This is a genomic window from Rhizobium favelukesii (assembly GCF_000577275.2).
GTDB classification, from domain to species: Bacteria; Pseudomonadota; Alphaproteobacteria; order Rhizobiales; family Rhizobiaceae; genus Rhizobium; species Rhizobium favelukesii.
On sequence record NZ_HG916852.1, the window covers coordinates 130,196 to 149,482 of the forward strand.

The 19,287-nt window shown below is 61.1% G+C and carries 18 protein-coding genes; 11 read left to right on the plus strand and 7 right to left on the minus strand.

Going from position 1 to position 19,287, the window contains the following annotated elements:
• Position 1: 1 nt before the first annotated feature.
• Together LPU83_RS38915 and LPU83_RS38920 are read right to left on the minus strand one after the other, a co-directional pair.
• Complete coding sequence (locus tag LPU83_RS38915; protein ID WP_024316274.1) at positions 2-457, minus strand: GNAT family N-acetyltransferase; 456 nt, start codon at positions 455-457, stop codon at positions 2-4.
• An 8-nt stretch (positions 458-465) separates the two neighbouring features.
• Complete coding sequence (locus LPU83_RS38920; protein ID WP_024316275.1) at positions 466-2,097, minus strand: MFS transporter; 1,632 nt, start codon at positions 2,095-2,097, stop codon at positions 466-468.
• Between the two features lie 225 nt (positions 2,098-2,322).
• Here LPU83_RS38920 and rimP point away from each other — a divergent pair, with 225 nt between their 5' ends.
• The 10 genes from rimP to LPU83_RS38970 all read left to right on the plus strand — a co-directional run bounded on the left by rimP (position 2,323) and on the right by LPU83_RS38970 (position 14,513).
• Positions 2,323-2,928: a ribosome maturation factor RimP gene (gene rimP, locus LPU83_RS38925; protein ID WP_024316276.1), complete on the plus strand. Its 606-nt coding sequence runs from the start codon at positions 2,323-2,325 to the stop codon at positions 2,926-2,928.
• A gap of 60 nt (positions 2,929-2,988) precedes the next feature.
• Positions 2,989-4,593, plus strand: coding sequence for a transcription termination factor NusA (nusA, locus tag LPU83_RS38930; protein WP_024316277.1), 1,605 nt, complete (start codon positions 2,989-2,991; stop codon positions 4,591-4,593).
• Positions 4,593-5,282, plus strand: a complete 690-nt coding sequence (locus LPU83_RS38935) for an RNA-binding protein (protein ID WP_029710177.1) — start codon at positions 4,593-4,595, stop codon at positions 5,280-5,282. The genes nusA and LPU83_RS38935 overlap by 1 nt, the downstream gene beginning before the upstream one ends.
• Positions 5,283-5,382: 100 nt before the next feature.
• Entirely contained in the window at positions 5,383-8,121 is a 2,739-nt protein-coding gene (infB, locus tag LPU83_RS38940; protein ID WP_024316279.1) for a translation initiation factor IF-2, read from the plus strand.
• Between the two features lie 75 nt (positions 8,122-8,196).
• Positions 8,197-8,607, plus strand: coding sequence for a 30S ribosome-binding factor RbfA (gene rbfA, locus LPU83_RS38945; RefSeq protein ID WP_024316280.1), 411 nt, complete (start codon positions 8,197-8,199; stop codon positions 8,605-8,607).
• A gap of 12 nt (positions 8,608-8,619) precedes the next feature.
• Positions 8,620-9,552, plus strand: a complete 933-nt coding sequence (truB, locus tag LPU83_RS38950) for a tRNA pseudouridine(55) synthase TruB (RefSeq protein WP_024316281.1) — start codon at positions 8,620-8,622, stop codon at positions 9,550-9,552.
• Between the two features lie 129 nt (positions 9,553-9,681).
• Positions 9,682-10,533 carry an alpha/beta fold hydrolase gene (locus tag LPU83_RS38955; protein ID WP_024316282.1) on the plus strand — a complete coding sequence of 284 codons (852 nt, stop codon included), beginning with the start codon at positions 9,682-9,684 and terminating at the stop codon, positions 10,531-10,533.
• A 157-nt stretch (positions 10,534-10,690) separates the two neighbouring features.
• Entirely contained in the window at positions 10,691-10,960 is a 270-nt protein-coding gene (gene rpsO / locus LPU83_RS38960) for a 30S ribosomal protein S15 (RefSeq protein WP_016552226.1), read from the plus strand.
• 319 nt (positions 10,961-11,279) lie between these two features.
• Positions 11,280-13,421: a polyribonucleotide nucleotidyltransferase gene (gene pnp, locus LPU83_RS38965; RefSeq protein WP_024316283.1), complete on the plus strand. Its 2,142-nt coding sequence runs from the start codon at positions 11,280-11,282 to the stop codon at positions 13,419-13,421.
• A 75-nt stretch (positions 13,422-13,496) separates the two neighbouring features.
• Entirely contained in the window at positions 13,497-14,513 is a 1,017-nt protein-coding gene (locus LPU83_RS38970; RefSeq protein WP_024316284.1) for a class I SAM-dependent methyltransferase, read from the plus strand.
• A gap of 27 nt (positions 14,514-14,540) precedes the next feature.
• Here the strand turns inward: LPU83_RS38970 and LPU83_RS73370 are convergent, their stop codons facing one another.
• The 5 genes from LPU83_RS73370 to fabA form a co-directional block, all read right to left on the minus strand.
• Positions 14,541-15,299: an IS4 family transposase gene (locus LPU83_RS73370; protein ID WP_197901941.1), complete on the minus strand. Its 759-nt coding sequence runs from the start codon at positions 15,297-15,299 to the stop codon at positions 14,541-14,543.
• The gene (locus tag LPU83_RS73375; protein ID WP_197901942.1) at positions 15,181-15,870 is read right to left on the minus strand and encodes a transposase domain-containing protein; all 690 of its coding nucleotides are present in this window, start codon (positions 15,868-15,870) and stop codon (positions 15,181-15,183) included. Before LPU83_RS73375 ends, LPU83_RS73370 begins: the two co-directional genes overlap by 119 nt.
• Positions 15,871-15,953: 83 nt before the next feature.
• On the minus strand, positions 15,954-16,760 hold the full coding sequence (gene fabI, locus LPU83_RS38980; protein WP_024313346.1) for an enoyl-ACP reductase FabI: 807 nt from the start codon (positions 16,758-16,760) through the stop codon (positions 15,954-15,956).
• Between the two features lies 1 nt (position 16,761).
• The gene (gene fabB / locus LPU83_RS38985; RefSeq protein WP_024313347.1) at positions 16,762-17,988 is read right to left on the minus strand and encodes a beta-ketoacyl-ACP synthase I; all 1,227 of its coding nucleotides are present in this window, start codon (positions 17,986-17,988) and stop codon (positions 16,762-16,764) included.
• Positions 17,989-18,047: 59 nt separating this feature from the next.
• A complete protein-coding gene (gene fabA, locus LPU83_RS38990; RefSeq protein WP_024313348.1) occupies positions 18,048-18,563 on the minus strand; it encodes a 3-hydroxyacyl-[acyl-carrier-protein] dehydratase FabA in 516 nt (171 codons plus the stop codon).
• Between the two features lie 303 nt (positions 18,564-18,866).
• On the opposite strand from fabA, the gene irrA reads away from it, so the two are divergent.
• A complete protein-coding gene (gene irrA, locus LPU83_RS38995) occupies positions 18,867-19,286 on the plus strand; it encodes an iron response transcriptional regulator IrrA (RefSeq protein WP_024313349.1) in 420 nt (139 codons plus the stop codon).
• The last annotated feature ends 1 nt before the right edge of the window (position 19,287 follow it).

The window sequence follows — 19,287 nt, forward strand, 5'->3', positions numbered from 1 at the left end:
CCTAGAGGTTGCGCTTCAAGCCCTCGTGGCTCGCAACGAACCCCAGCTTCGCGTAGAAGCGGATTGAATCCCTCCGCGATTTGTCGCACGTCAATTGCACCAGACCACAGCCGCGTTCGGCGCAGCGCGCAACAGCCCATTCGATGAAATCGGAGCCAAGGCCCAGGCCACGCGCGTCTCTGGCAACACGCACGCTCTCGATCTGCCCGCGCCACATGCCCGTTCGGGACAAGCCGGGTATAAACGTCAGCTGCAGGCAGCCGATGACACGATCGTCCTCGTCCACCGCGACGGCCAGCAGTTGGTTTGCATCGGCTTCGATTGCCTCGAATGCGGTAACATACCTTGTCTCTGGCGGATCCGAGATGATCTCGCGGGTGGCGCCGAGATCGTCATCAGAGAGCAGGACGATGATTGCCGTCAGATCGGAAGGACGGGCGGGGCGAAAGGAATGCATGTCTTGCCTCAATGGTGCAGATCGATCGGTGTCTTGTAGAAGACGTCGCTGTCGGGCGGAATGGCCTGGCGCTCGATCAGCCGGTGGACCTGCGGCAGTTGTTCGCCGTGGTGAAGCGCCCGAAGCCGTTCGATGTTTTCCGCATCGGCCTGCGTTCGGCGCTGATTGTGTCTGATGTATTCGACCCAGGTCGGCGTGTGGTAGGTCTCCGTCCATCGCCCCGGCTTTTCGAGATCGCGCATCAGCGCCCAATTGCGGGCGCCATCGCGAATTCTGATACGCCGCCGCTCGCCCATCAGAGCCAGGAACTCGGGAACATCCGCATCGGCGATTTCGTAATCGATTTGGACGACGATCGGACCGCTGCGCGGCGCAATATCGAGGCCAAGCGCCGGCTCGATGAAGCGGTTGAGCGGGTCGAGATTGAGCGAGGCAAAGGCCGGCATGGCAAAGCGCAGCCCGACGACGATGCCAAAGAGCATGACGACGGCGGAGATCAACAAGGTGTCCGAGACGCCGTAGCGATCGGCCGCCACGCCCCATAGCCAGCTGCCGCCGGCGATGCCGCCGAAGGTCACCGTCTGATAGAGCGACAAAGCGCGGCCGACGACCCAGCGCGGCGTCGACAACTGGACGATCGTGTTGAACAGCGAAAGTGCCAGCACCCAGCATGCCCCTGATATCACCAGCCCGGCACAGGTCAGTGCGGCAATCGGGCTGAAAGAGGCAATCGCGGCGCTCAGCGCAAAGCCGGCGAAGGAAATCCGCACGATCGTTTCACTGGAGAAGCGTTCGCGCAGCCGATCATTCAGCATCGCGCCGCCGATCGCACCGATGCCGAAGGAGCCGAGCATGAGACCGTAGGTCAGCGGGCCGCCGACGACGAGGTCGATCGCCACGATCGGCAGCAATGCGAGAATCGAGCTGGCGCTGATCCCGAAGATGAGCCCGCGCAGCAGCACCTTCTGCAGGTTGGGCGACATTGACACATAGCGAAGGCCCGCAAACACTGCGCTGCCAAGCGTTTCCCGTGGCAGGGTGGAGGCCGGGGGGCCCGGCTTCCAGCGAATTAGCGCATAGATCAGCGCGAAGTAGCTCAGCGTGTTGACGGCAAAGGCCGCTGCCGCGCCGGCGGCAGCGACGATAACGCCGCCGATCGCGGGGCCAACGCTGCGGGTGATGTTGAAGCCGACGCTGTTCAACGTGACCGCGCCCGGCAGGTCGCTGCGTGGCACCATGTCGCCGACCGAAGCCTGCCACGACGGATTGTTCAACGCAGTGCCGCAGCCGATCAGGAACGTGAAGAAGAGGAGCAGCCAGGGCGAAAGCCAGTCGAAGTAGGCCGATATGCTGAGCAGCGCCGAAACCGCAAGCATGAAATACTGCGCGGTCAGCATCACCCGGCGGCGGTCAAAGCTGTCGGCAAGGGCGCCCGATACGAGCGAGAAGAGCATGATCGGCAGCGCCGTCGATGTCTGCACCAGCGCGACCATATTTTCCGATGCCGTGATAGTTGTCATCATCCAGGCGGCGCCAACCGCCTGGATCAGCCCGCCGAAGTTCGAAGCGAGGCTTGCAAACCAGATCGTCCGGTAGGTTTCGTGCCGCAACGGCGCCAGTGTCGACGAAGTGTATGGCACGATCCCTCCCGATGCCGGTCCCTCTGAGCCAATATATGGCGAAAGATGCCGCTGGCTAGCGCGGGAGCTCATTGGAAGGTTAGCGACGGAGCTTGCAATTTCGTAAAAACGGGCCTATATGGCTCTCAAATCTTGATCGCATTGATGAAGAGTGGGCCGCAAGGACCCGCTCTTTTTTATTACCGCGATCACCCAAAATGCATGACATTGCTAGGAGCGCATCGCTTGTCGGATCCGACGAAAGCAGACAATGAACTTGAGCCGCGGCTCATCACGGAGACTGGTCTCGATCAGCGCCTTGCCGACATTATCGAGCCCGTGCTTGTTGACCTTGGTTACCGTCTGGTCCGTGTGCGCATGCTCAACCAGAACGGCGCCACCATGCAGATCATGGCCGAGCGCAACGATGGAACGATGGACGTCGAAGGCTGCGAAGAGGTCTCGATGGCCGTTTCTCCGGTTCTCGATGTGGAAGATCCTATCGATAGAGAGTATCATCTGGAAGTGTCTTCGCCGGGTATCGACCGCCCGATGGTGCGGAAGTCCGATTTCGTGCGCTGGCAGGGACATCTTCTGAAGTGCGAAACGTCGATCATGGTCGGCAACCGTAAGCGCTTCCGTGGTAAGATCGTTGCGACCGACGCCGACGGTTTCACGCTCGAGCGTGACCAGGTTTCCGAGGGCGAAGAACAGAATATCGTTATTCCGTTCACGGCCCTCGCTGATGCAAAGCTCATTCTGACCGACGATCTGATCCGTGATGCACTGCGCGCCGACAAGCTGGCGAAGGCAGAGGCCGCGAACCAGAACGAAGCGGAAGACGAAGAATAACCGATCAACTTGTGGCTCCAGGGACGGGAACCCCGGACGCCTAGACGGAGAGAAAAGACAATGGCAGTCAGTGCGAACCGGCTCGAACTTCTGCAGATCGCAGATGCAGTGGCGCGCGAAAAGGTCATCGACCGCGAGATCGTGCTTGCCGCAATGGCAGACGCGATCCAGAAGGCAGCGCGCTCTCGCTACGGCACTGAGTCCAACATTCGGGCCGACATCAACCCGAAGACCGGCGAAATCCGCCTTCAGCGCCTGCTCGAAGTTGTCGACAAGGCCGAAGACTATTCGACCCAGATCCCGCTCGAGCTGGCCCGCGACCGCAACCCGGATGCAGCCCTTGGCGATTTCATCGCCGATCCGCTGCCGCCGATGGATTTCGGCCGTATCGCGGCTCAGTCCGCAAAGCAGGTTATCGTTCAGAAGGTTCGCGAAGCCGAGCGTGATCGCCAGTTCGACGAGTTCAAGGATCGCGTCGGCGAGATCGTCAACGGCACCGTCAAGCGCGTCGAATACGGCAACGTCATCGTCGATCTCGGCCGTGGCGAAGGCATCATCCGTCGCGACGAAATGATCCCGCGCGAAAACGTCCGCTATGGCGATCGCGTCCGTGCCTACGTATATGATGTTCGCAGAGAGCAGCGCGGCCCGCAGATCTTCCTGTCGCGCACACATCCGCAGTTCATGGTGAAGCTGTTCACTATGGAAGTGCCTGAAATTTACGACGGCATTATCCAGGTGAAGTCGGTTGCCCGCGATCCGGGTTCGCGCGCCAAGATTGCCGTGATTTCGAACGACAGCTCGATCGATCCGGTCGGCGCCTGTGTCGGTATGCGCGGTTCGCGCGTTCAGGCCGTTGTCGGCGAGCTTCAGGGCGAAAAGATCGACATCATTCCGTGGTCGCAGGATCCGGCAACCTTCGTCGTCAACGCTCTGCAGCCGGCTGAAGTGGCCAAGGTCGTTCTCGACGAAGATGCAGAGCGCATCGAAGTCGTGGTCCCGGACGAGCAGCTGTCGCTGGCCATCGGCCGCCGCGGCCAGAACGTCCGTCTGGCGTCGCAGCTGACCGGCTGGGACATCGACATCATGACGGAGGCCGAAGAATCCGAGCGCCGCCAGAAGGAATTCAACGAGCGGACCAACCTGTTCATGGACTCGCTCGACGTTGACGAGATGGTCGGCCAGGTACTGGCCTCGGAAGGCTTCGCAGCGGTCGAAGAGCTGGCTTACGTCGATCTCGACGAAATCACCTCGATCGACGGTTTCGACGAAGACACGGCACAGGAAATCCAGACCCGTGCCCGCGAATACCTGGAGCGCCTGGAAGCCGAAATGGACGAAAAGCGCAAGGCGCTTGGCGTTTCCGACGAACTGCGCCAGATCGACGGCATAACCGCTCAGATGATGGTCGCGCTCGGCGAAGACGGCATTAAGACGATCGAGGACTTCGCCGGCTGCGCCGCTGACGATCTCGTCGGCTGGAGCGAACGCAAGAACGGCGAGACCAAGAAGTTCGAAGGTCTGTTCTCCAAGTTCGACGTTTCGCGCGTCGAAGCCGAGCAGATGGTCGTTCAGGCTCGCCTCGCGGCTGGCTGGATCACCGAAGAAGATCTCGCCAAGGACGCGGAAGCTGAAGAAGCTCCCGAGGCCGAGCAGGAAGTATAATGTCCGCGCGGGAGCCGACCGTTTCTCCTGAGGACGACGATCTTGCAGGATATGACGTGAATGGTCGCATGTGCATCGTGACGCGCGAAAGCGGATCGCCGGATGAGCTGATCCGCTTCGTCGCCGCTCCCGATGGGACTGTGGTCGCCGATCTGAAGCGCCAGCTTCCGGGACGCGGCTGTTGGGTCAAGATCGATCGCTCGCTGGTCGACAAGGCCGTGGCGAAGAGGCTCTTCGCCCGCGCTTTGAAAGCGGATGTGAAGGCGGCAGCCGATCTCGGCCAAACCGTTGAGACGCTGCTCGAACAGCAGTTGATGCAGATGATGAACATGGCCCGCAAGGCGGGGCAGTTCGTTACGGGCTCCGCGAAAGTGGACGCCGCAGTCAGGAGTGGAGCGGCGATTGCCGTGTTCCACGCGACGAATGCCGCCGAAGATGGCGTGAGAAAAATCGACCAGGCTCGCAAGGCCTGGCACCTCGGAATGGAGACCGAGGAGGAAATACCTTCCTACCGTCTCTTCTCGGAGAGCGAAATGGAAGGCCTGATGGGCCAGAACGCTTTTATCCATGCTGCAGTGCTTGCAGGGCAGGCGGGTGAGGGTGTAGTGAAGCGCGCAAAGATGCTCGAACAGTACCGCAATGGCGGTCAGTCCCGGGCAGCGGGCGGCGCTGGCCGGCAAAAACAATGATACGGTCACCGGCTTGTCCGGTCCCAACATCATTGATCGACATATTTGATTGACAGGGCCTGATGACGTCATCGCTCCCTGTCCGAAGGAACGGGAACGAATGACCGATAGCAATGACGACAAGACACTGAACGGACCGGGCAAGAAGACTCTGACCCTGAAGCCGTCGGGAATGAGCCAGGGCACCGTGCGCCAGGACATGGGCCGCGGTCGCACCAAGGCGGTCGTTGTCGAGACCCGAAAGCGGCGTCCGATGCGTCCGGAAGACGAACGCCCGATCACATCTGCGGCGCCGGTAGCGCCTCTTCGCGCCGCCGAACCCGCCCGTTCTCCGGCACCCGCGGCACCGGTGCAGGCGCGCGGTCCGCAGGTACCACAGCCGCGCGTCCATCAGCCGGGTGGACAGCAGCAGCGTCCGCAGCAGCCTTCATCGCAATCGTCGCGTCCTCAAGATCGTCCGCGGCCGGTGGTCCTGAACCACCTGTCCCCGGAAGAAATGGACGCCCGTCGTCGTGCGCTTGCCATGGCGCAGGTTCGTGATGCGGAAGATGCCGTTCGCCGCGCCGAGGAAGAAAAGCGCCGTGCTGCAGAGGACGCCGCGCGTCAGGCTGCCGAAGCTGAAGAAGCCAAGCAGCGTGCAGAGGAGGAAGCGGTACGCGCGGCTGCAACCGCATCCGCCGCGGTAGAGGCAGAGGCACCAGCTGCGCCGGCAGACGCTCCCCGCGTCCAGCCGGCTACGCCGGCAGTACGTCGTCCAGACGCGGCTGCTTCGCCGACCCAGGCACGTCCGGCCCCGGGCGGCGTCGCTGCCCCGGCCGTTCGCGGCCGCCGTGAAAACGAGGAAGAAGATCGTGGGGCACCCCGTGGCGTTCCCGCTCGTGGTCGCGTCGTGCGCCCCGAGCCGGCAAAGCCGGTCACGACACGTCCGAAGACGGACGACGAACGTCGCCGTGGCAAGCTGACGATCGGCACTGCCGGCGTCGACGACGACGGCACGGCACGCGGTCGCTCTATGGCTGCCATGCGCCGACGCCAGGAAAAATTCCGCCGCAGCCAGATGCAGGAAACCCGCGAAAAGGTTGTTCGCGAAGTCATTCTACCTGAAACCATCACCATTCAGGAACTGTCGCAGCGTATGTCCGAACGTGCGGTCGACGTCATCAAGTACCTGATGAAGGAAGGCCAGATGATGAAGCCGGGCGACGTCATCGACGCCGACCTTGCGGAACTCATTGCCGGCGAATTCGGCCATACCGTCAAGCGTGTCTCCGAATCCGACGTTGAGCTTGGCATCTTCAATGTTGCCGACCAGGAAGGCGATCGCGTTTCGCGTCCGCCGGTTGTGACGATCATGGGTCACGTCGACCATGGCAAGACCTCATTGCTCGACGCAATCCGTCATGCCAACGTGGTTGCCGGCGAAGCCGGTGGTATCACGCAGCATATCGGCGCCTACCAGGTCGAACAGAACGGTCAGAAGATCACCTTCATCGACACCCCCGGCCACGCCGCCTTCACGGCAATGCGTGCCCGTGGTGCGCAGGCGACCGACATCGCGATCCTGGTCGTTGCAGCTGACGACAGTGTCATGCCGCAGACGATTGAATCGATCAACCATGCCAAGGCGGCCGGTGTTCCGATCATTGTGGCGATCAACAAGGTCGACAAGCCGAGCGCCGATCCGCAGAAGGTTCGTACGCAGCTCCTGCAGCACGAAGTCTTCGTAGAATCGATGGGTGGTGAAGTTCTCGACGTCGAAGTTTCGGCGAAGACGGGCTTGAACCTCGACAAGCTGCTGGAAGCCATCCTGCTGCAGTCCGAAATCCTCGACCTCAAGGCCAATCCGAACCGCACGGCGGAAGGTACGGTCATCGAAGCCCAGCTCGACCGCGGCCGCGGTTCGGTTGCCACGGTTCTCGTCCAGAACGGCACGCTGAAGCCCGGCCAGATCATCGTCGCTGGCGATGTCTGGGGTCGTGTTCGCGCGCTCGTCACCGACAAGGGCGAACATGTCAAGGAAGCCCCGCCGGCCATGCCGGTCGAGGTGCTCGGCCTCTCCGGCACGCCGCAGGCGGGTGACAAGTTCGCGGTCGTCGAAAACGAAGGCCGTGCTCGAGAGATCTCGGAATACCGCCAGCGTCTCGCCCGCGACAAGGCTGCCGCCCGCCATTCGGGCCAGCGCGGCTCGCTGGAACAGATGATGACGCAGCTGCAGTCCGCCGGTGTCAAGGAGTTCCCGCTGGTCATCAAGGGCGACGTGCAGGGTTCGATCGAAGCGATCGCCGGTGCTCTCGAAAAGCTCGGTACGGACGAAGTCCGCGCCCGCATCGTTCACTCGGCCGTCGGCGGTGTTACGGAATCGGATATCTCGCTTGCCGAGGCATCGGGCGCCGCGATCATCGGCTTCAACGTCCGTGCAAACGCGCAGGCTCGCACTCTGGCCGAACGTCAGGGCATCGAAATTCGCTACTACAACATTATCTACGACCTCGTGGATGACGTGAAGGCGGCGATGTCGGGTCTGCTCTCGCCGGAGCGCCGCGAAACCTTCCTCGGCAACGCCGAGATCCTCGAGGTGTTCAACATCACGAAGGTCGGCAAGGTCGCGGGCTGCCGCGTCACCGAAGGCAAGGTCGAGCGTGGCGTCGGCGTCCGCCTCATCCGCGACAACGTCGTCATCCACGAAGGCAAGCTCAAGACGCTCAAGCGCTTCAAGGACGAAGTCTCGGAAGTGCATTCCGGCCAGGAATGCGGTATGGCTTTCGAGAACTACGAAGACATCCGCGCCGGCGACACGATCGAGTGCTTCCGCGTCGAACACATCACCCGTACGCTCTGATCGTGTGATATTGGAAATTTGGACGGGCGCCGGATCATGTGAGGCCGGCGCCCGAACCTTTTGAGGCAAAGAAAAATGGCAACAAGACCAACAACCTCCGCACCTTCGCAGCGCATGCTGCGCGTCGGCGAGCAGGTTCGCGCCGCCATCACGCAGGTTCTGCAGCGCGGCGAAGTGCGCGATGACGTGATCGAGAAGACCGTGATTTCCATCTCCGAAGTCCGAATGTCGCCCGACCTGAAGATCGCGACGGCGTTTGTGACGCCGCTCGGCGTGACGGATCATGATGCGGTGATCGGCGCGCTGAACCGCAATGCGAAATACATTCGCGGTCGCCTCGGCCCGCAGCTTCGGCAGATGAAGTACATGCCGGAAGTCCGCTTCCGCGACGATACGAGCTTCGACAATTACAAGAAGATCGACGAGTTGCTGCGCTCGCCCGAGGTCCAGCGCGATCTCGACCAAGGCGATACTGAAGAAGAATAGTAGAAGAGACTGATGTCCAAACCACGTAAACCGAAGGGCCGCCCGATCTCCGGTTGGCTGATCCTTGATAAGCCGGTCGATTTCGGCTCCACCGAAGCCGTTTCCAAGATCAAGTGGCTGTTCAAGGCGCAGAAGTGCGGTCACGCCGGCACGCTTGACCCGCTGGCTTCGGGCATGCTGCCGATTGCGCTCGGTGATGCGACGAAGACCGTTCCCTACGTGATGGACGGCCGCAAGATCTACGAATTCACAGTGACCTGGGGCGAGGAACGCGCAACCGACGATCTCGAGGGCGATGTGACCCAGAGCTCCGATGCGCGCCCGAGCGAGCAACAGATCCGCGATCTCCTGCCGAAGTATACCGGCGTTATCAGTCAGGTTCCGCCGCAGTTCTCCGCGATCAAGATTGCCGGCGAGCGCGCCTATGATCTGGCCCGTGACGGCGAGGCCGTCGACATCCCCTCCCGTGAGGTTGAAATCTTCCGTCTCACGCTGCTTGCCTGCCCGGATGCCAATACAGCGCATTTCGAAGTCGAATGCGGCAAGGGCACCTATGTCCGGGCGCTGGCTCGCGACTTTGGCCGCGAACTCCGCAGCTATGGCCACATCTCCGGCCTGCGCCGCAGTTTTGTTGCGCCCTTTGCCGAAGAAACAATGGTGCCGCTCGCCGATCTCGTCGCGCTCGAGGCAATCGAGGACGCGGACGAGCGACTTGCTGCACTGGACGCCCTTCTGATCGACACGAGCGAAGCGCTTTCTTCGCTGCCGCATCTCGTCGTCAACGACGACCAGGCACACCGGCTGAAGATGGGCAATCCGATCCTCGTGCGTGGCCGGGATGCGCCGGTTGCCGAAAGCGAAGCCTACGCCACAGCCCGTGGCAAGCTGATCGCAATCGGCGAGATTGGCCAGGGCGAGTTCCGTCCGAAGCGCGTCTTCGGCTGAGTTTTCAGTAACCTCTGGTTTCTGCCGGATAAGGGCGGACCTAACTATAGGTCGCAATTGTCAACCTTTGCCATTGGGATATGCTTCCCTGATCTGGGCCGTGGGGCCGTTCAGGTCAGGGAGAAAGTCATGTGCAGAGTTGCAGCCGGCATCCTGATGTTCTTCTCGGCGGTCTTGATGGCCGCCAATGTCCACTCCGCGGAACGCTGGGCGAAGTTGCCAGCCTTTCCGCCGATGCCTCCGGCAAAGACGAGCGGCATGGCTCCCGTCAACGACATCAAAATGTACTATGCAGAGTACGGCGAAGGTGAGCCGATCCTGTTCATCCACGGTGGGCTCGGCAGCGCCGATGTCTGGGGCTATCAGGTCGCCGATTTCGCGAAGGATCACCGGGTGATCGTTGCTGACAGCCGAGGACACGGTCGTTCGACGCGCAGCGAGCAGCCTTTCGGTTATGACCTGATGACCTCAGATTATGTCGCGTTGCTCGATTATCTGAAGCTCGACAAGGTGACACTGGTCGGCTGGTCGGATGGCGGCATCATCGGCATCGATATGGCGATGAAGAACCCGGAAAAGCTGACATACGTCGTTGCGCAGGCCGCGAACGTGACGACCGACGGCGTCAAGTCTGACGCCACGGACAACAAGACGTTCAAGGAGTACATAAAAGCCGCAGGCGAGGCCTACAGGAAGCTGTCGCCGACGCCAAACGGCTATAGCGCCTTCTTCAAGCAGATGATGGCGATGTGGGGGAGCCAACCTGCCTGGACAGCCGACGACCTCGACAAGATCAAGGTGCCCGTCACCCTGGCGATCGGCGATCACGACGAGGCTGTCAAGCGCGACCATACCGAGATGATGGCCAAACAGATTCCAGGGTCGAAGCTGGTGATCCTCAAGGACGCGAGCCACTTCGCCATGTTGCAGGACCCCGAGGGTTATAATGCGATGATCCGGGATGCAATGACCGGAAAGTGACGAATCAGCCGTCTGCGGCCATGCCTCTTTCCATCGCGACACATTTGGTTTATACGCAGCGCCAGCATCAGGCAGGGCTTGAATGCATTCGCGGCCAAAGCTGGACGACATCCCGGCTTTTGGCGACCTTATCTCCTCTCATCGAAAGGATTATCCGATGTCGATTACTGCTGAGCGCAAGACGGCTCTGATCAAGGAATACGCAACGTTCGAAGGCGACACCGGTTCACCGGAAGTACAGGTTGCCATCCTGACCGAGCGTATCAACAACCTGACCGGCCACTTCAAGGACCACAAGAAGGATAACCATTCCCGCCGTGGTCTGCTGACGATGGTTTCCAGCCGCCGCTCGCTTCTTGATTACCTCAAGAAGAAGGACGAAGGCCGCTACACCAAGCTGATCGGCAGCCTGGGTATCCGCCGCTAATGATTTTTTCGGCGGGCGCTCCCATTGGGACGCCCGCCGGATTTTTTCGGGAAGCCTTTTCCCGATTCCGCCACACGTGGCGGATTGCCCGGCAGACCCGGATGGGCCGGTTCTGCCAAACCAACCGTTGACCTGTCATGGGGCAGGATTGCCGGATGCTTTCGGCCAGAGCTTCAGGAGCTTTGGCCCGGTCTCTTCCGGGGCCGTCGATGCAAAGCCTCCCGTTGTCTTGCCCATGATGCGTCACACTGATTGCGGTTGACCGTGCGCGGTGCCTTGGAAGGCGAGGCGCATGTTCCCGCATTGAAGGACAAGACATATGTTCGATACTCACAGTGTTGAAATCGAGTGGGCAGGCCGCCCGCTAAAGCTCGAAACCGGCAAGATCGCCCGCCAGGCTGATGGCGCTGTTCTCGCAACCTACGGCGAGACCGTGGTCCTCGCTACCGTCGTTTCCGCCAAGGCGCCGAAGCCGGGGCAGGACTTCTTCCCGCTCACCGTCAACTACCAGGAAAAGACCTACGCAGCCGGCAAGATCCCCGGCGGCTATTTCAAGCGCGAAGGTCGCCCGTCCGAAAACGAAACCCTCGTTTCCCGCCTGATCGACCGCCCGATCCGCCCGCTCTTCCCGGAGGGCTACAAGAACGACACGCAGGTCGTTGTCACCGTCATCCAGCATGACCTTGAAAACAACCCCGACATCCTGTCGATGGTTGCGACCTCGGCAGCCCTGACGCTCTCCGGCGTTCCCTTCATGGGCCCGGTCGGCGGCGCGCGCGTCGGCTATATCAACGGCGAATACGTCCTCAACCCGCATCTCGACGAGATGGACGAGTCGGTGCTCGACCTCGTCGTTGCCGGTACGCACGACGCCGTTCTGATGGTTGAATCCGAAGCCAAGGAACTCAACGAGGAAGTCATGCTCGGCGCCGTCATGTTCGGCCACCGCGGCTTCCAGCCGGTTCTCGACGCGATCATCAAGCTCGCTGAAGTGGCTGCCAAAGAACCGCGCGACTTCCAGCCGGAAGACTATTCCGAACTCGAAGGCGAAATGCTGAAGCATTTCGAAGCCGAGCTTCGCACCGCCTACAAGAACACGCAGAAGGCTGAGCGCTACGCTGCCGTCGACGCTGTCAAGGCGAAGGTCAAGGCGCACTTCCTGCCTGAGGAAGGCGAAGCCAAGTACACTGCCGAAGAAGTCGGCGCGATCTTTAAGCACCTTCAGGCGAAGATCGTTCGTTGGAACATCCTCGACACCAAGAGCCGCATCGACGGCCGCGACCTCGAAACCGTTCGTCCGATTGTTTCGGAAGTCGGTCTCCTGCCGCGCACGCATGGTTCGGCGCTCTTCACCCGCGGTGAAACGCAGGCGATCGTCGTTGCCACCCTCGGCACCGGCGAAGACGAGCAGTATGTCGACTCGCTCACCGGCATGTACAAGGAGCGCTTCCTGCTCCACTACAACTTCCCTCCTTACTCCGTTGGCGAAACCGGCCGCATGGGCTCCCCGGGCCGCCGCGAAATCGGCCACGGCAAGCTCGCATGGCGCGCTATCCGCCCGATGCTGCCGACTGCCGAGCAATTCCCCTACACGCTGCGCGTCGTCTCCGAGATCACCGAGTCGAACGGCTCCTCCTCGATGGCCACCGTCTGCGGCACGTCGCTTGCTCTGATGGACGCTGGCGTTCCGCTCGCAAAGCCGGTTGCCGGTATTGCCATGGGCCTGATCCTCGAAGGCGATCGCTTCGCGGTCCTCTCCGATATTCTCGGTGACGAAGACCACCTCGGCGACATGGACTTCAAGGTCGCTGGTACGGCCGACGGCATCACCTCGCTGCAGATGGACATCAAGATCGCCGGCATCACCGAAGAGATCATGAAGGTCGCTCTCGGCCAGGCACAGGGCGGCCGCAAGCACATCCTCGGCGAGATGGCAAAGGCCATCACCGAGAGCCGCGGCCAGCTCGGCGAATTCGCACCGCGCATCGAAGTCATGAACATTCCGGTCGACAAGATCCGTGAAGTCATCGGCTCCGGCGGCAAGGTCATCCGCGAAATCGTCGAAAAGACCGGCGCGAAGATCAACATCGAAGACGACGGCACCGTTAAGATCGCCTCTTCCTCGGCCAAGGAAATCGAAGCTGCCCGCAAGTGGATCCACTCGATCGTTGCAGAACCGGAGGTTGGCCAGATCTACGAAGGCACGGTCGTCAAGACCGCCGACTTCGGCGCGTTCGTCAACTTCTTCGGCGCCCGTGATGGTCTCGTCCACATCTCGCAGCTCGCTTCCGAGCGCGTTGCCAAGACGCAGGACGTCGTCAAGGAAGGCCAGAAGGTCTGGGTCAAGCTCCTCGGCTTCGACGAGCGTGGCAAGGTCCGCCTGTCGATGAAGGTTGTCGACCAGGCAACCGGCCAAGAAATCCCTGCTGACAAGAAGAAGGAAGAGGCAGCAGCCGAGTAAGCTGCGCCTTCCCAAGTCTTCATGGGCGCGGGATCTTTTCCGCGCCCTTTTTGTATCCGAGAATGAGACGAGACCATGAGCCGCGAAACCTTGAAGACCCTGTTCCATCCCTTTGCAAGCGGCACCGTCGAAGCGCCCGGCGAGGGCGAGCGCGTGCTCTTCCTTGGCGCCGAGGCAGGCTTTGCCGTGCCGGAGGGCTTTGCCGCCTCGCTATGCGCCGTACAGGGCTTCCGGCCGCTGTACCGGCAGCTTCTCTCCCAGCGCATCGAAACCAACCCTGAGATCGAAGGCGTGGACTACGATGCCGCGCTGGTCCTCTGCAACAAGCACAAGGGCGAGAACGAGGCCAACATCGCTGCGGCACTTGAGCGCGTGAAGGCAGGCGGCTTGATCGTCATCGCCGGCGGCAAGGAGGATGGCATCCAGTCGCTCCGCAAGCGCATGGAGGGCTTCGGCCTCGAGATCGAGCATATGCCGAAGTATCACGGCGTTGCGCTGTGGTTCGCACGGCCGGCCGATGTCAGCGAGATCGTTGCCAAGTTCGCCAAGCCATCCGTGCGCGTCGATGGCCGCTTCTTGGCCGCCGCCGGCATGTTCTCGCATGACCGCATCGATGACGGCTCGGAACTGCTCGCCTCGCGGCTGCCTGCGGATTTCACCGGCGATGTTGCCGATTTCGGCGCTGGCTGGGGCTATCTCTCCGTCGAACTGGCAGAGCGCTCGCCCGGTGTCGGCCGCCTCGACCTTTACGAGGCCAACCACGCGGCCCTGGAGGCAGCCAAGGCAAATCTGGCGGAGAACTGCCCTGATGTGCCTGCGCGCTTCTTCTGGGCCGATCTGGCGGGCGAGCCGGTCAAGGACAAGTACGACCTCGTCATCATGAATCCGCCCTTCCACGAAGGCCATGCGGCGGAACCGTCGCTCGGCCAGGCGATGATCAAGACTGCCGCCTCGGCGCTGCGCGGCGGCGGACGCCTGCTTCTCGTTGCCAATCGCGGATTGCCCTACGAGCCGGTGCTGGCTGCGAACTTCAAGGAAAGCGGCGAAACCTGCCGCAATGCCCGCTTCAAGGTGCTGTGGGCGAAGAAATAGAAAAGGCGGCCATCGGCCTAATGCAGTTCACTTAGGTTTGCTTACGGCTCTTATCGGGTATCTGGCAGGCAGTTTTTTGACGACACGGGGGCATGATCGCCCCCGTTTTTCTGTCAGCAGCAAGTCTGCCAATCTGTTTCTCAATCTGGTGAGGTGGGCGGGGATTTTGCCGGGTGCTTCGATCGCCATCCATCCCCATTCGTGACGCAGGTAATGCAGGGCTGTGATAAAGCTTAGTCGGGTTGGCTCGACTTGGGCTTCGGTCGCGACCTCTGCCATTTCGAGCCGCACCAGATTGTAGGCCAGCAACGCGCCCCAGACCTCCTGATAGACAGTCTCCGGCGTGCCGCTTCGCAGGGTCAGTTCGCTACCGAGAAGCTCCTGCTTGAGTTCGCGATAACTTGTCTCGATGCGCCATCGCTCTTCATACTGATGGACGATTTCGCTTGCCGGATAAGTTTGTCTGTCCATCAGCGATGTCAACAATATGCGCTTTTTGCCATGGCTGGTGGTCGTCTCGATGGCCCTGACCTCCCAGAAGGCCGGCAAGTCCGGTTCTGCCTGCCGCGCCTGGGGCGAGACCTTCATGCGCACCCGATAATCGGTGGGGTGCGGATCCAGTCGTTCCCATGTGCTGTTGGCTTTGGCCGGAATCAGCCAGTGACGCTCATGTCCCTTCGTCTGCAATTGCAAGAGAAGGCTGGCACTGAAGAAGCCCTTGTCGAAGACCGTCAGCGAATGGTCCGGAACCCGGTCGAGCAGGCTTTTGGCATAGAGCTGTGCCATAGGCTCCGAACACCGCATCACGCACCAGATGCGTCGCCAGCGCCGTCAGCGTCAGCAGCCGCAATTGCGGATAGCTTGCGACAACACCAGACGCGTAGGCCTGCGCTCCAAAATGCGCCCGGTTCTCCGGGCTGTCGGACGTCCGCAGCGTGCTGCCGTCCACGGCATAACGACAAAGACCCCGCCAGGCACGCCCGGATTGGTGGCGTTCATCCCAGCATGATGCACTCATTGCAAACAACTGCGCCAACGGTGCCTGACCCAAGCGCTGCCGTGCCTGTGTCAACGCGCTCTTGGCAATATCCGCGTTGACCTCATCGGGCAAAACCAGATCAAGATGGGCCACCACCTCCGGGATTGACTGATGACGATAAAGGGCCAACGCAATCACCAGCCAGACGACCTGCTCGGCTGGCAGCTTGCGCTTGCGGATGCTCGCCTTGCCTGTCGTGGCGAGAGCCTGAGCGATCCAGTCCGGGTCGATCGCCTGCGAAAGAGCCGATAATTCGGCCGAATGTCCAAGGGTGCGTGACATCACAAACAAAAACAGGATGGGAAAACGAATCCCCATCCTGAACCATCAAACTTGCCCGCAGCTCACTAAGTGAACTGCATTAGGCCATCGGCCGCCCTTTTTGTCGCTTCAGTTGATGCTCACTCGACGTCTGCCCTGCGCAGCGCTTCGAGCGTCGGCATCGACGTGATGTTGAAACCGGCATCGACGAAATGGATTTCGCCGGTAACACCAGCGGCAAGGTCCGACAGGAGGTAAAGGGCGGAATTGCCCACCTGATCGATCGTCACCGTTTTGCGCAGCGGCGAGTTGCGCTGGTTCCAGGAGAGGATCGCGCGCGCATCGGAAATACCGGCACCGGCGAGGGTGCGGATCGGGCCTGCGGAGATCGCGTTGACGCGAACACCCTTGGGACCGTAATCCGCAGCCAGATACCGCACAGACGCCTCGAGAGCCGCCTTGGCGACGCCCATGACGTTGTAGTTCGGGATGACGCGCGTCGAACCGTTATAGGTCAGAGTCAGCATCGAGCCGCCTTCGTTCATCAGCGGCGCACAGCGCTTGGCGATCTCGGTGAAGGAGAAACAGGAGATAACCATCGTGCGGCTGAAGTTTTCGCGCGTGGTGTCGGCGTAGAGGCCCTTCAGCTCGTTCTTGTCCGAGAAGCCGATGGCGTGGACGACGAAGTCGAGCGCGCCCCAGCGCTCCTTGATGGCATCGACGGTGGTGTCGACAGATGCGATATCCTCGACATCGCACGGCAGGACGAAGTCGGAACCGACTTCTGCCGCCAGCGGCTTGACGCGCTTGCCGAGCGCGTCGCCCTGATAGGTGAAGGCGAGCTCAGCTCCCTGCGCTGCCAGTGCTTTCGAAATTCCCCAGGCGATGGAATGGTTGTTCGCGACGCCCATGATGAGGCCGCGCTTACCCTGCATGATTCCCGTCATATTATTGTCCGTTGTAGCGCTGGAAGACGAGCGTGGCGTTGGTGCCGCCGAAGCCGAAGGAGTTGGAAAGCGCGATATCGATCTTGGCGTCGTCGATGCGCTTACGAACGATCGGAACGCCGTCGAATTCGGGATCAAGCTCGGTGATATGTGCGCTTTCACCGATGAAGCCGGCTTGCATCATCAACAGGGAGTAGATCGATTCCTGCACGCCGGCGGCACCCAGCGAGTGGCCCGTCAGCGACTTGGTCGACTGGATGTGCGGGATCTTGTCGCCAAAGACTTCGCGGATCGCGCCGATTTCCTTGCTGTCGCCAACCGGGGTCGAGGTTCCGTGCGTGTTGACGTAGTCGACGTCGCCCTTGACGGTGGCAAGCGCCTGACGCATGCAGCGGATCGCGCCTTCGCCCGATGGTGCAACCATGTCGTAGCCGTCGGACGTCGCGCCGTAGCCGACGATTTCGGCATAGATCTTCGCGCCACGTGCCTTTGCGCGCTCAAGCTCTTCGAGAACGAGGACACCGGCGCCACCGGCGATCACGAAACCGTCGCGGCTGACGTCATAGGCACGCGAGGCCGTTGCCGGCGTGTCGTTGTATTTGGAAGACATGGCGCCCATGGCATCGAAGAGGTTCGACATCGTCCAGTCGAGGTCCTCGTGGCCGCCGGCGAACATGATGTCCTGCTTGCCCCACTGGATCATTTCCGCAGCATTGCCGATGCAGTGCGCCGAGGTTGAGCAGGCCGACGAGATTGAGTAGTTGACGCCGTGGATCTTGAACCAGGTGGCAAGCGTCGCCGATGCGGTCGAGGACATCGCCTTCGGCACGGCAAACGGGCCGATGCGCTTCGGGCTGTTGTTCTTGATGGTGATGTCGGCCGCTTCGATCAGCGTGCGCGTCGACGGGCCGCCGGAGCCCATGATGATGCCGGTGCGCTCGTTACTGCTGATGTCACTCTCTTCCAGACCGGAATCGGCAATCGCCTGCTTCATGGCGACATGGTTCCAGGCGCCGCCCTGCGACAGGAACCGCATGGCGCGACGATCGACCAGGTCGGTCGGATCCAGTGTCGGGCGCCCCCAGACTTGGCACTTGAAGCCGTGTTCTGCGAAATCGTTGGAAAAGGAAATGCCGGACTTGGCATCGCGCAGCGAGGCAGTGACCTCGGCGGCATCATTGCCGATCGAGGAAACAACGCCCAGACCCGTGACAACTACCCGTCTCATGTGTTTCGACCTTTTCGTTTTTTCTAACTTGGAAAGCCGGGCAAGCGTGCCCGGCGCAATCAGGCGGCCTTGTCCTTAGACAGTCCCACGCGCAGGTCGCTTGCCTGATAGATGACCTCGCCGTCGGCCTTGAGCCAGCCGTCGGCGGTGCCGAGTACGAGGCGGCCACGCATGACGCGCTTGAAATCGATGCCGTACTCAAGGAGCTTCGTCGTCGGACGAATCATGCCCTTGAACTTCACCTCGCCGGTCGAAAGGGCCATGCCGCGCCCCTGTTCACCCAGCCAACCCAGAAAGAAGCCAGTCAACTGCCACATGCCGTCGAGGCCAAGGCAGCCTGGCATGATTGGGTTGCCGGCGAAGTGGCAGGGAAAATACCAGTCGTCAGGCTTCACGTCATATTCCGCGCGAATGTAGCCCTTGTCGAAGCTGCCACCCGTTTCGGAAATGTCTGTAATGCGATGAACCATCAACATCGGCGGGAGGGGGAGCTGCGCATTGCCCTGGCCGAACAGTTCGCCGCGGCCGCAGGCCAGAATTTCCTCGTAGTTGAAGCTGGATTGTTTCGTCGCCATGAAAACTCTAATTCCCCCCGCAACTCTGCCGATGGATGTGAACGTTTAGTCCAAGTTCAGCGGAAAATGAAGCATAAGCATGACTGAGCTTCACCCACCTTCGGAGGACCGGCTGCGCGCCTTATTTGGTGGTCGCATACAGGAAGGCCAAGCCCCCGGCCAGCACTAATTGCGCCAAAAGCCCGATTTTGCGGCGCTTTCGCACTCTTTGTCCCCATTGAAACTATTGAAACGCTTTTGCGCAAAAGTTATATGGCTACTGAAACCTGATTACTTGACGCTAGATTAACCGGAGTTTGACGGATGGTGGCAGAGGCCCCGCTTACCATTGAGGTACGGCTGAGAAGCGCCGGCCTGCGTCCGACGCGCCAGCGTGTCGCGCTCGGCGACCTGCTCTTTGCCAAGGGCGATCGGCATCTGACCGTCGAGGAGCTCCACGAGGAGGCGGTGCAGGCGGGCGTGCCGGTGTCGCTGGCAACTGTCTACAACACGCTGCACCAGTTCACCGAAGCGGGCATGATCCGGGTTCTCGCGGTGGAAAGCGCCAAAACCTATTTCGACACCAACGTCTCCGACCACCACCACTTCTTCGTCGAAGGCGAAAATGACGTGCTGGATATTCCGGTCAGCAATCTGACCATCGGCAATCTGCCGGAGCCACCGGAAGGCCTGGAAATCGCGCATGTCGACGTGGTGATCCGCCTGCGCCCGAAGCGGCGCTGAT